This window comes from Staphylococcus marylandisciuri, assembly GCF_025519785.1.
In the GTDB taxonomy this organism is placed as follows: Bacteria; Bacillota; Bacilli; order Staphylococcales; family Staphylococcaceae; genus Staphylococcus; species Staphylococcus marylandisciuri.
On record NZ_JAOPKZ010000004.1, the window covers coordinates 132,048 to 145,282 of the forward strand.

12 protein-coding genes are annotated in these 13,235 nt (G+C 37.4%); all 12 read left to right on the forward strand.

From position 1 onward, the window contains the following. The first annotated feature begins 421 nt into the window (after window positions 1-421). The 12 genes from pgeF (at window position 422) to N9R04_RS03405 (ending at window position 13,228) form a co-directional block, all read left to right on the forward strand. Window positions 422-1,213 carry a peptidoglycan editing factor PgeF gene (pgeF, locus tag N9R04_RS03350; protein WP_262855088.1) on the forward strand — a complete coding sequence of 264 codons (792 nt, stop codon included), beginning with the start codon at window positions 422-424 and terminating at the stop codon, window positions 1,211-1,213. A 13-nt stretch (window positions 1,214-1,226) separates the two neighbouring features. After that, complete coding sequence (locus N9R04_RS03355) at window positions 1,227-1,901, forward strand: YggS family pyridoxal phosphate-dependent enzyme (protein ID WP_262855089.1); 675 nt, start codon at window positions 1,227-1,229, stop codon at window positions 1,899-1,901. Window positions 1,902-1,906: 5 nt separating this feature from the next. Next, window positions 1,907-2,476: a cell division protein SepF gene (locus N9R04_RS03360; protein WP_262855090.1), complete on the forward strand. Its 570-nt coding sequence runs from the start codon at window positions 1,907-1,909 to the stop codon at window positions 2,474-2,476. 10 nt (window positions 2,477-2,486) lie between these two features. After that, a complete protein-coding gene (locus N9R04_RS03365; RefSeq protein WP_262855091.1) occupies window positions 2,487-2,777 on the forward strand; it encodes a YggT family protein in 291 nt (96 codons plus the stop codon). Window positions 2,778-3,438: 661 nt separating this feature from the next. After that, on the forward strand, window positions 3,439-4,218 hold the full coding sequence (locus N9R04_RS03370; RefSeq protein ID WP_262855092.1) for a YlmH family RNA-binding protein: 780 nt from the start codon (window positions 3,439-3,441) through the stop codon (window positions 4,216-4,218). Between the two features lie 108 nt (window positions 4,219-4,326). Next, the gene (locus N9R04_RS03375) at window positions 4,327-4,926 is read left to right on the forward strand and encodes a DivIVA domain-containing protein (RefSeq protein ID WP_262855093.1); all 600 of its coding nucleotides are present in this window, start codon (window positions 4,327-4,329) and stop codon (window positions 4,924-4,926) included. A gap of 261 nt (window positions 4,927-5,187) precedes the next feature. Next, the gene (gene ileS / locus N9R04_RS03380; protein ID WP_262855096.1) at window positions 5,188-7,941 is read left to right on the forward strand and encodes an isoleucine--tRNA ligase; all 2,754 of its coding nucleotides are present in this window, start codon (window positions 5,188-5,190) and stop codon (window positions 7,939-7,941) included. Between the two features lie 540 nt (window positions 7,942-8,481). Beyond that, window positions 8,482-8,961 (forward strand): signal peptidase II, encoded by a 480-nt coding sequence (gene lspA, locus N9R04_RS03385; protein WP_262855097.1) that lies wholly within the window; start codon window positions 8,482-8,484, stop codon window positions 8,959-8,961. Window positions 8,962-8,971: 10 nt separating this feature from the next. Then, entirely contained in the window at window positions 8,972-9,889 is a 918-nt protein-coding gene (locus N9R04_RS03390; protein WP_262855098.1) for an RluA family pseudouridine synthase, read from the forward strand. Between the two features lie 387 nt (window positions 9,890-10,276). Then, window positions 10,277-10,804, forward strand: a complete 528-nt coding sequence (gene pyrR / locus N9R04_RS03395) for a bifunctional pyr operon transcriptional regulator/uracil phosphoribosyltransferase PyrR (protein WP_262855099.1) — start codon at window positions 10,277-10,279, stop codon at window positions 10,802-10,804. A gap of 200 nt (window positions 10,805-11,004) precedes the next feature. Next, window positions 11,005-12,309, forward strand: a complete 1,305-nt coding sequence (locus N9R04_RS03400) for a uracil-xanthine permease family protein (RefSeq protein ID WP_262855100.1) — start codon at window positions 11,005-11,007, stop codon at window positions 12,307-12,309. Window positions 12,310-12,334: 25 nt separating this feature from the next. Further along, window positions 12,335-13,228 carry an aspartate carbamoyltransferase catalytic subunit gene (locus N9R04_RS03405; RefSeq protein ID WP_262855101.1) on the forward strand — a complete coding sequence of 298 codons (894 nt, stop codon included), beginning with the start codon at window positions 12,335-12,337 and terminating at the stop codon, window positions 13,226-13,228. The last annotated feature ends 7 nt before the right edge of the window (window positions 13,229-13,235 follow it).

A 13,235-nucleotide genomic window follows, 5' to 3' on the forward strand; every position in this document is an offset into this window, starting at 1 on the left:
CTATGACTATGATTGTTAGTATCTATACTTAACCTAGAGCGCCTAGGTACCAATATTTTAAATCCTGTTAGCTATAAAGTAATAATGAGTTAAGGCAGCTAACAATTCCTATATTGAACAACGACATCGTCATAGATTGCTTTTCATTCCTAGTATGATGAGTGGTTGTAATCTTCTAGATGGCTGAATTTGACTATAGATGCTCATGCAGTTGAGATCATAAAGTGTTTGGCTTTCTTTAAAAGATCACAGCGATCATAGTTATAGAAGTACTGCATAAAAGTATCTTTAACATGGAAAGTATTATCCTTTGAAGGTGGGACACTGAGTCGAAATTTGTACAAAATTTTAGATTCTGTCCCACTCTTTTTTTACAAGTGCGCTTACTATAATCAATTTATAGGTAGGATAGTGAAGAAAAATGACTGAAAAATTTATAAAGCATCACCATATTTTAAATTATGAAAATCCACAGTTACAACATACCTTTCTAGGAATAACGACGCGCGAAGATGGGTTGAGCTCATATCCAGAAAGAGCTTTTAATATGGCACGATATATCAACGATGATCCCAGTAATATTGATGCACACCAAGAAACGCTTTCAAATATAATCCAAATGTCTCGCGAGAACTGGGTCTTTCCAATTCAAACTCATGAGAATAAAGTAGTGGAAGTAGATCAAAGTGATAGAGGGACTAATATCATAGAACTTTCACAACAACTACACGGTGTCGATGGTATGTATTCATATAGTCGTGACATCTTATTGACCATGTGCTATGCAGATTGCGTACCTATATACTTCTATAGTGAAAAGAATAATTACATCGGTTTAGCTCATGCGGGATGGAGAGGCACAGTGGGTCAAATCGTTGTAGAAATGCTAAAGAAAGTCAATTTTCCTCGTAAAGACTTACGGATAGTCATAGGGCCGGCTACCTCTACATCCTATGAAATAAATGAAGATGTGAGAAAGCAATTTGAAGCATTAAATATTGATAGCTCAAGGTATATTTTTTATAGAGGTAAGAACCGTTATGGTATCGATTTGAAGGAAGCTAATGCTTTGTTATTAGAAGCGAACGGCATCGATAGAAGTCAAATTGATATCACACAATATGAAACGTCTGAAGATCTTTCTCTTTTCTTTTCATACAGGGTGGAAAAGGGAAATACCGGACGAATGTTAGCTTATATAGGTCAAAGATAGGAGGGTTTCCAACATGACTGTGAAGTATAATCTCGAGCAAATTCAAAAAGAAATTAGCGAGAGAAGCCAAAAAGCTAAAAGGTCGACACAGCCTAACGTGATTGCTGTGACAAAATATGTTACAATAGACCGAGCTAAAGAAGCATATGCAGCTGGTATTAGACATTTCGGTGAAAATCGCGTCGAAGGCTTCTTAGAGAAGAAAGCGGCTTTGCCTGATGACGCCATCATGCACTTTATTGGACCGCTTCAATCTCGTAAAGTAAAGGAAGTTGTCCGTGAGATAGACTATTACCACGCCCTTGATAGATTAAAGATAGCTAAAGAAATCGATAAGCGTGCTGATCATCAAGTTAAGTGTTTTGTACAGGTTAATATTTCTGGTGAATCCACTAAACATGGACTTGAATTAACCGAAGTTAAATCATTTATTCAATCTTTAGCTGATTACTCTAATATCAAGGTAGTAGGTCTAATGACCATGGCTCCATATACAGAAGATGAGATTTATATCAAGCAAATTTTCGAAAAGTTAAAAAAGAAACGTGATGAAATTCAATCACTTAATTTGAAACATGCGCCTTGTAGTGAACTTTCAATGGGTATGAGCAATGACTACTTACTTGCTATCGAAGAAGGTGCTTCTTACGTAAGAATAGGAACTAAATTAGTAGGAGATAAGGAGTGAAGCAATTGGCTTTAAAGGATTTATTTAATGGATTTTTCACTGTGGAAGAAGAGGATGAGGAGTTAGAAGCACCCCCTCAAAAGGAGCAACATAGAGAGCCTGTGCAAGAAAAGAATCAAGCAACTGAACCCTCCTCAACTAATAGAAATGAACGTCAACGTTCGTTGCAATCCGTACCTAAAAAGCAATCGTCTAGATACCAGTCATCTAATAAAGGTGAAAGGAAGTATCAAATGAATCAATCTCAACACAATGTAGTAAATATGAACAATCAAAGTGATGGTCAATACGTGCAAGAGAGTTCAAAGATGTGTTTATTTGAACCACGTGTATTCTCGGATACTCAAGATATCGCTGATGAGTTGAAAAACCGCCGTGCTACGTTAGTTAATCTACAACGTATTGACAAGGTTTCAGCTAAAAGAATAATTGACTTCTTAAGTGGTACTGTCTATGCTATTGGCGGCGATATCCAACGCGTAGGATCAGATATTTTCTTATGTACACCGGATAACGTGGAAGTTGCTGGAACGATAACAGATCAAATTGAAAATGGAGAATTCCACAGCGAATAGAGGTTTATTTATGGACATACATCTATTAAATAGTATTTTTTCAATCATATTAATATTAGTGCGTATATATTCGTTTGGTATGCTAATATATTTCTTACTTTCATGGCTTCCTGGAGCGCGAGAGAATGCTTTGGGCCAATTTATGGCAAAAATATATGAGCCATACTTAGAACCATTTCGTCGTATCATTCCACCAATAGGTATGATTGATATCTCCTCTATAGTAGCCCTAATTGTTCTAGGGTTATTTCAAAGAGGGTTAGCTACTATCTTTAATATGATTATAAATGCGTTAGTATAGTTGAATGAATAAAATGAGAGAAGTCCCAACTTATGTTAGATTTAATAAGCGTTGGGGCTTTTTAAATGAGGTTGAAACACAAAGTTTCTGTGCTTAGATAAACTGCTTAACGGCGTCCTACAAGCAGTATTGTGGGTAGATACGCTACAATTCGGGAGCGGGACAGAAATCTAATTTGAATAAAGAGATTTCGTAGTCCCGCCCCGGCAAAGATGACTAGAATCGAAAAAAGCTTGATACAAGCGCGTTTTCAAATCAGTCATCTACTGCCGAGATGCTGGAAGAGGGAGAGGGGCAGAAATCTAATTTGACTAAAAAGATTTCGTAGTCCCGCCCCGGCAAGGATGACTAGAATTGAAACAAGCTTGGTACAAGCGCATTTTCAAATCAGTCATCTACTGCCAAGATGCTGAAAGAGATTGAGACATTACATTATGTACCAGTTTCTTTGTGTTGGGGCCCACCCCAACCTGCATTGCTTGGAGAAACTGATTTATCAGTTTCTTTGTGTTGGGGCCCCACCCCAACTCGCTGTGCTTGTTGAAACTGGTTTACCAGTTTCTTTGTGTTGGGGCCCCCTGCTCAAATCCTCAACGCTTTTAACCCGACTGCTCTCAATAAATGAGCAGAGTGAGAGAAAGAAATTCTATTTACACGTGGAGTGAGTATCATCGATATATACCAACATTTCAGACCTGAAGAAAAAGAGATTATAGATCAATTGTTAGATAAATGTAAGCAAGCTCAAGATCAATACGCTCCTGTACTAACTCATTTCTTAGATCCTAGAGGACAGTATATAGGTGAAGTTGTAACGAACAGTTTTGAGGAACTTCACATCCGTTTCTATGGTGGGAAAGAAGCTGAACGTAAACGAGCTATTATTTCACCATCCTATTTTGAACCAGAAATTGCAGATTATGAGATCTCACTTATTGAACTGACCTATCCTACGAAGTTTGTTAATATTCAACATCAACACGTACTTGGTACGATTATGTCACTAGGTGTAGAAAGAGAAAAGCTAGGTGATATTGTGGTAGATTCTAAGGTTCAGTTTACTTTGACAAAGCAATTAGAATCTTATATCATGATGGAATTAACACATGTTAAGGGCGCGTCAGTCAAACTTAATTCTATTCCTCTTAAAGATATGATACAATCTAAAGAGGAATGGAAAGCATACTCCGCTACGGTCAGTGCATTGCGCTTAGATGTAGTTTTGAAAGAGATGATTCGTAAATCACGTTCTATAGCTAAGCAATTAATAGAGAGAAAAAAGGTTAAGGTTAACCACGTGCCTGTTAATTCGGTTAACTTTCAACTTGATAAAGACGATGTGCTATCTATACAAGGCTTTGGTAGAGCCCGTATAACTGAAATTGGTGGAAAGACTAAGAAAGATAAATTGCATATTAAGTTTGAAACTTTATTCAAGTAATAACATAATTTAAGCATAGCTATCCCTTTTAATAGTTGTAATAATTAAGATACTATTAAAAATATCTGTCTATATAATATCGTGTGATATGATCGAGGAGGTTAATCAATGCCTTTTACACCTAGTGAAATAAAAAACAAATCGTTTTCACGTGTGAAAAATGGTTATGAAGCTACTGAAGTAGCGAATTACTTAGACCAGTTAAGTACAGAAATTGAACGTCTAAAGGAAGATAAAAAACAGTTAGAAAAAGTAATCGAAGATAAAGAATCCAATATTAAATCTTATAAAGACGTACATCAATCCGTTAGCGATGCATTAGTTCAAGCTCAAAAAGCTGGCGAAGAAACTAAAGCAGCAGCTGAGAAAGAGGCAGAAGCTACTAAGGAGAAAGCACAAGTAGAAGCCGATCGAATCGTAAATGATGCGATTGAAAAAGCCCGCCGTCTATCTTTCCAAACAGAGGATATGAAACGGCAGTCTAAGATATTTAGATCGCGTTTTCGCATGCTAGTTGAAGCCCAGCTAGATCTTTTGAAAAACGAAGACTGGGACTACTTATTGAATTATGATTTAGATGCTCAACAAGTTACCGAAGAAAATTTACAGCACCTACACAGTGATGACTTAACACCAGAGGAAAAGGCTAAGAAAGAAATGAGTCAAGCGTCTCAGAAAGACGAAGATGAGCAACATAATGAGAAATAGTTTGAATTACACTGAACGCATTAGTTAACTTTTAAATGTACGACGTCAATAGACACGTAAGAAACAGTGAACATATTTAAGCGAGTTAGGGATGGTGGAAGCCTAGTATATGTATGTTTCTTATATCACTAGTTGACCAGGACCTATAGTTTAAACGAAGAGAACTCTAAGTTGAGTTAATCAGGGTGGTAACGCGGTATAATCGTCCCTGTTAATTGCACTTAGAGTTCTTTTTTTAATCAGAATAAAGGAGTGAAAGTAATGGACTATAAAGATACCTTACTCATGCCAAAAACGGATTTCCCAATGCGTGGAGGTTTACCTAACAAAGAACCAAAGATTCAAGAAGAATGGGATAAGAAAGATATTTATCAAAAATCTTTGAATAAGAACAAAGGAAATTCATCATATATTCTTCATGATGGTCCCCCGTATGCAAATGGTAGTTTACATATGGGTCACGCGCTTAATAAAATATTAAAAGATATCATCACACGTTATAAGACAATGCGTGGTTACTACACACCGTACGTGCCTGGTTGGGATACACACGGATTACCTATCGAGCAGGCGCTCACTAAAAAAGGTGTAAAGCGTAAAGAAATGTCTGTTTCAGAATTCAGAGAAAAATGTAAAGCGTTTGCTTTAGATCAAATCGAACAACAAAAGAAAGACTTCAAACGTTTAGGCGTTAGTGGGGATTTCAAACAGCCGTACATTACGCTTGAACCTGAATACGAAGCAGCTCAACTACGTCTATTTGGCGAGATGGCAAATAAAGGTTTAATCTATAAAGGGAAAAAACCGGTATATTGGTCACCATCTAGTGAATCATCTCTAGCAGAGGCAGAAATTGAATATCACGATAAACGCTCACCATCCATTTTTGTCGCGTTTGATGTTAAAGATGGTAAGAATGTAGTAGATGATGATGCAAAGTTTATCATATGGACGACTACGCCTTGGACGTTACCATCTAACGTAGCAATTACCGTACACCCGGAATTAACGTATGGTGAATACCTTGTTAATGGTGAAAAATATGTCATTGGGCAAGATTTAGTAGATGACGTAGCTGAAAGTTTAGAATGGGATAAGGATGATATTGAGCTGGTAAAATCATTCTCAGGTAAAGAAATAGAGTATGTAGAAACGGCTCATCCTTTCATCGAAGACCGTGTATCGCTTGTCATTAACGGTTCGCACGTTACTACTGATGCGGGTACAGGCTGTGTACACACCGCTCCAGGTCATGGGGAAGATGACTATATAGTGGGTACTCAGTATAACTTGCCTGTGATCAGTCCAGTTAATGATAAAGGCGTCTTTACAGAAGAAGCAGACCAATTTGAAGGTATGTTCTATGATAAAGCAAACAAACCGATTACTGATTTATTAAAAGAGAAAGGTGCTTTACTTAAATTAGAATTTATAACTCATAGTTATCCACACGATTGGCGTACGAAGAAACCAGTTATCTTCCGCGCAACGCCTCAATGGTTTGCATCTATCGATCAAGTTCGTCAAGATATCCTAGATGCCATTGATGAGACGAAGTTTAAAGTAGAGTGGGGCAAAACACGAATTTATAACATGATACGAGATCGTGGCGAATGGGTGATTTCTCGTCAGCGTGTCTGGGGTGTACCACTACCAGTATTTTATGCTGAGAACGGTGACATTATCATGACTGAAGAGACAGTTAATCACGTTGCGGATCTAGTAGAAGAGCATGGTTCAAACGTTTGGTTTGAGAGAGAAGCTAAGGAACTATTACCTGAAGGATTTACTCATGAGGGAAGTCCTAATGGTGAGTTCACTAAAGAAACAGATATCATGGACGTTTGGTTTGATTCAGGCTCATCTCATCGTGCAGTATTAGAACAGCGTCCTGAATTATCATACCCAGCTGATCTTTACCTTGAAGGTAGTGACCAGTATCGCGGTTGGTTCAACTCATCTATTACTACATCAGTAGCTACACGTGGTCGTTCACCATATAAGATGCTGTTATCCCATGGTTTCGTCATGGATGGTGAAGGTAAAAAGATGAGTAAATCATTAGGTAACGTTATTGTACCTGAGCAAATCGTGAAACAAAAAGGTGCAGATATTGCGAGATTATGGGTCAGCAGCGTAGATTACTTGGCTGATGCGCGTATCTCTGATGAAATCATCAAACAAACAGCAGACGTCTACCGTAAGATTAGAAATACTTTACGTTTCATGTTGGGTAATGTTAATGACTTTAATCCTAACACTGACGCTATTAATGAGAGTGAGTTATTAGAAGTTGATCGTTATATTCTAAACCGCTTCCGTGAATTTATGCTAAGCACCATTGAGAATTATGATAATTACGATTACCTCAATATTTACCAAGAAGTCCAAAACTTTATCAACGTAGAATTGAGTAACTTCTATTTGGATTATGGTAAAGATATTCTTTACATCGAAGAACAAAATTCTCATAAACGTCGTAGTATGCAAACTGTACTCTATGAAATTGTAGTAAATATGACGAAATTACTAGCACCTATATTAGTCCATACAGCAGATGAAGTATGGTCTTATATACCACATGTTGAAGAGGAAAGTGTGCACTTAACTGATATGCCAGAAGTTAAGTCTGTTGATCAAGAAATCATTGATAAATGGGATACATTTATGAAACTACGTGACGATGTCAATCGAGCATTAGAAACTGCCCGTAATGAAAAAGTAATTGGGAAATCACTTGAAGCCAAAGTGATTGTTGGCAATAATGAGCATTTTAAAGCGGCCGACTTCTTACAGCAATTCAATGATTTACAGCAATTGTTCATTACGTCTCAGGCAGAAGTTAAAGATAATGTAGACGGTGCCACTTCTTATGCACACGGAGATATTAAAGTGGAGCATGCACATGGTGAGAAATGTCAACGCTGTTGGAACTACAGTGAAAAGTTAGGTTCAATAGGGGAATTCTCAGAATTATGTCCTCGTTGCCAGCAAGTAGTTGAAACGCTCATATAAGTCAGACGGTATTAATAGCTAATCTTAACTATTAAATTAATGAGCTTACATCTTGCTTAGCACCCGAGTGAGAGTTGAACAGGCATTATGTAATAACATCGTTTTAAACATAATTAAATTCAGGTAGTAAGGAGACATAACGCTCGTTTCCTTGCTACCTCTTTTTAATTCTTATTAATTAATCCATACGTAGCGCCATCTTTGGTTAGAGCGTAAGCTATATGACGTAAAAAGAATAAATATAGATGTGTAGAAGATTCGCTAGCTAGCTCCTAACGATGTATTCACTCTAGTATTTGAAGGTGGTAAGACGCTAAAAATACGAAACGTTAGCTCAGTGAATGACGTATTCGTTCCAGTATTTTAAAGGGGGCAGAGTCTAATAGCGTAGCCTTTAACACTTAACTACCGCTTTGTAGCTTAAAATAACTATTTGGTTAAACTCTATGTGTTAATAAAAGCTTGACTTTTGTTTAAGGATTGATTGAGATATAATATAAGATGTTGTTAAAGAGTGATCATTATTAAGGAGGGGCCTAAGTGAAGCGACAGTATTATCTAGGATTCACACTATTTATAACTGTAGTAGTACTACTTCTAGATCAACTAACTAAATATATAATAGCGACCACCATGCGCGTTGGTGACTCATTCGAAGTGATACCACACTTTCTAAATATTACTTCTCATCGCAATAATGGTGCTGCTTGGGGGATTCTAAGTGGTAAGATGAGTTTCTTCGTCATCGTTACTCTGATTATATTAGTACTACTCATTGTGTTTTATCTCAAAGAAGCAAAAGGCAATCTGTTTATGCAAATTGCTCTAAGTTTACTGTTCTCTGGAGCTATTGGTAATTTTATTGATCGTTTATTACATAGTGAAGTAGTGGACTTTATCGATACTAATATATTCGGGTATGACTTCCCTATTTTTAACATAGCTGATTCAAGCTTGACTATAGGCGTTCTATTAATAATTATTGCTTTAATAAAGGATATTAATCGCAAAGAAAGTTAGGAGGTAAATGATGGAGAAACATACATTTCACATAGAAGACGAAAGATATCAAGGTGTACGTATAGATAAAGTGCTTCCTGACTTTAATAGCACGTGGTCGCGCTCAGAAATGCAAGAGTGGATCAAAGAAGGGCTTGTAACAGTAAATGGTAAAGCGATAAAAGCAAACTACAAAGTTAAAAAAAATGATGAGATCATCGTTACGGAGAAAGAAGTTAAAGAAGCAGATATTACGCCTGAAAATTTGAATTTAGATATTTATTACGAAGATGACGACGTAGCTATCGTTTACAAGCCTAAAGGTATGGTGGTACATCCCTCCGCAGGTCATCACAGCGGCACATTAGTCAATGGACTCATGTATCAAATCAACAATCTATCTGGTATTAATGGCGAAATCAGACCAGGGATCGTTCACAGAATTGATAAAGATACTTCCGGATTATTAATGGTAGCTAAAAATGATGTGGCTCATCGTAATTTAGTTGAGCAACTTATGGCTAAGACAGTTACGCGTAAATATTCGGCCTTAGTACATGGGAATATACCCCATGACTACGGCACGATTGATGCACCTATAGGACGTAATAAGAACGATCGTCAAGCGATGGCCGTTGTCGATGATGGTAAAGAAGCAATTACTCACTTTGATGTGAAAGAGCACTTTAATCATTACACACTCGTAGAATGCCAACTTGAAACTGGACGCACGCACCAAATTAGAGTTCACATGAAATATATTGGTTACCCATTAGTTGGGGATCCAAAGTATGGACCGAAGAAGACGTTAGATATAGGGGGGCAAGCTTTACATGCTGGTATAATCGGCTTCGAGCATCCGAGAACAGGAGAGTATATTGAACGAAGTGCACCGGCTCCTAAATCTTTTGAAGATGTGTTACAAGATATACGCAGTACTGATGGATAGAAGATCCTCAGTTGCCTTGACCGTTGTCTAATATACGTGTAGAATTTAGGTAAAGTCATTGATAATAGAAATGATTTAAGTCTTTAATTGAAAGCCCAGAGAGGCTTCGAAGACATGATGATTCATAATATAACATACGTGTGTATATGATAGACGCTCTAACATTAAATCGATTAACTATAGTGATAAAGTGTTTTGATGGCTGCTATTGTCGAAGCTACGCTATAGCATTAAATCGATTAACTGTAGCGATAAAGAGCTAGCGGTGTAGAGTCTATTGTTATAGCAGTTATATGACCTCATGTCTTTGTTAAGACGTGGGGTTTTTTACTATATTAAAGCCTGATCGGATTAGCACTGGTGAAATTCTATGGTAGGTGAGTTAAGGTGTCAGAAAGAATTATTATGGACGAAGCAGCAATACAACGTACTGTAACTCGCATTGCTCATGAAATTCTTGAATATAATAGAGGAATTGATAACCTCGTGTTATTAGGTATTAAGACTCGAGGCGCGCATTTAGCGGAGCGTATTAAACAGAAGATTGAAGCAATAGAAGATTACACAGTACCTACTGGCGCGATTGATATCACTCAATATAGAGATGATTTACAATTGAATGGCCATGCTGATGGGAATCCTCCTTATGAAATCGATGCTGAAATTACTAATCAAGTAGTCATCATCATAGATGACGTATTGTATACTGGTCGAACAGTACGTGCGGCTTTAGATGCAATATTAAAAAACGCGAGACCTTATAGAATAGGTCTTGCAGCATTAGTAGATCGTGGACATCGAGAACTACCTATTAGAGCTGATTTCGTAGGTAAAAACATTCCCACTGCACGCGATGAAGCTGTATCTGTTTATCTAGAGGAAGTAGATCACAGGAATGCAGTGATAATTGAATAGTTAGCTTTTAAATCAGTACGAGAGACTGAAAAAGCAGTGTGCAATTGTGATGAGTATATACTCGGGGACCGAGTAGCTCATGTCACAATACACCGTCTTGATATCACTTATGATACGCCTTGTCGACGTATTATAAAGTTAAAGACACTTCTTCAGTCTCTTTGCGCCAAGTAAAGAGACTTTTTTTAAGGAGAATTCTTATGGAAAATGAAACACTATTTGAACGGACATCAAAACCTGTCTTAGATGTAAATGAGAAACCTAAACCTACCCAATGGGCTTTGCTTAGTATGCAACACTTATTTGCCATGTTTGGTTCTACTGTTCTGGTTCCCTTCTTAACACACTTACCTATATCCGCTGCTTTGTTAGCTTCTGGTATAGGAACTCTATTATACATACTTATAACAAAGGCGAAAATCCCGGCTTATCTTGGTTCAAGCTTTGCTTTTATCACACCCATCATCACTGGCATCGCAAACCATAGTCTTGGCGATATGCTAGTAGCATTATTTATGAGTGGTGTCATGTACGTCCTTATTGGATTATTTATTCGCTTAGTCGGCATCAATTGGTTAATGCACTTATTGCCTCCTGTGGTGGTTGGCCCTGTTATTATGGTGATCGGTTTAAGTTTAGCACCTACCGCGGTCAACATGGCTATGTACGAAAATGCTGGTGAGATGAAAGGTTATAATTTAACTTATTTACTAGTTGCAATCATTACGCTTTTAGTCACTATAGTTATGCAAGGATGCTTTAGAGGATTTCTATCGCTCATACCCATGCTGATAGGAATTATTGTGGGTTACGTGGTTTCAGTTTGTTTCGGAATTGTCAATTTCTCTACAGTAATCCATGCCAAGTGGTTCCAGTTACCAGATATTTATTTGCCATTTAAAGATTATACGCCATCTTTTCATTTAGGATTAGTGTTAGTGATGGTTCCAATTGTCTTCGTCACGGTGAGTGAACATATCGGTCATCAGATGGTTATCAATAAAATTGTAGGACGAAATTTCTTCAAGAATCCTGGACTTGATAAATCTATTATTGGCGATGGTGTTTCGACTATGCTTGCTAGCGTAATAGGAGGGCCACCTAGTACAACTTATGGTGAGAATATAGGTGTCTTAGCGATTACAAAAATCTATAGTATTTATGTGATCGGTGGAGCTGCCCTCATAGCTATCATACTGGGCTTTATAGGTAAATTCACTGCACTCGTGTCGTCGATACCTACGCCTGTTATGGGTGGTGTCTCAATCTTGCTGTTTGGTATTATTGCAGCAAGTGGACTAAGGATGTTAGTAGAAAGTAAAGTTGACTTTGCACAGAACCGCAACCTAGTCATCGCGTCAGTTATCTTAGTTATTGGCATAGGTAATTTAGTGTTCAATTTAAAAGGTTTAGGAATAAACCTTCAAATCGAAGGCATGGCATTAGCGGCATTAGCAGGCATTATCTTGAATTTAATTTTACCTCAACATAAAGCAAATAAATGATTTGACATAACAAGGAGGCTTAACAATGGAACATTTATTATCGATGGAAGATTTAAGTACCACAGAAATCGAACAACTTATCAGTCGAGCAAGTGAGTTTAAAGCCAGAAAGAGCGATCATCCTAAATATAACGATACGTTCGTAGCAAACCTGTTCTTTGAAAACTCGACGAGAACAAAAAGTAGCTTTCTTGTTGCTGAGCAAAAGCTCGGTTTAAACTTAGTGGACTTTGAAACGTCGACCTCTTCAGTTCAAAAAGGTGAATCACTTTATGATACTTGTAAGACGCTGGAAAGTATAGGAGTGAATTTACTCGTCATCCGGCATCCTAATAATGCCTATTACGAAGAGCTAAGAAATATCAATATACCAATTGTTAATGGCGGTGACGGAAGCGGTCAACATCCCACTCAAAGCTTGTTAGACCTCATGACAATTTACGAGGAGTATGGTTATTTTAAAGGTTTAAAAGTACTCATTTGTGGAGACATTAAAAATTCTCGTGTAGCACGAAGTAATTATCACAGTTTAACAGCCTTAGGAGCTGAAGTGATGTTCTCAAGTCCACCAGAATGGCAAGATGAGTCCATCGGAGCTTCTTATGTAGACATCGACGAGGTAATTAACCAAGTAGATATTGTTATGTTGCTGAGAGTGCAACATGAGAGACATCACAAGTCAGAAGTAAGCACATTTAAAGCACAAGATTATCACCAGCAGTATGGTTTGAATCAACAGCGCTACTCAAAATTGCAATCGCATTCTATTATTATGCATCCAGCACCAGTGAATAGGGGTGTAGAAATAGCAGATCCATTAGTCGAAGCATCTCAATCTCGAATTTTTAAACAAATGGAAAATGGCATGTATTTACGTATGGCTGTAATTGATACAATCTTAAAAGGAAGAAAGGGGTAACATCAAA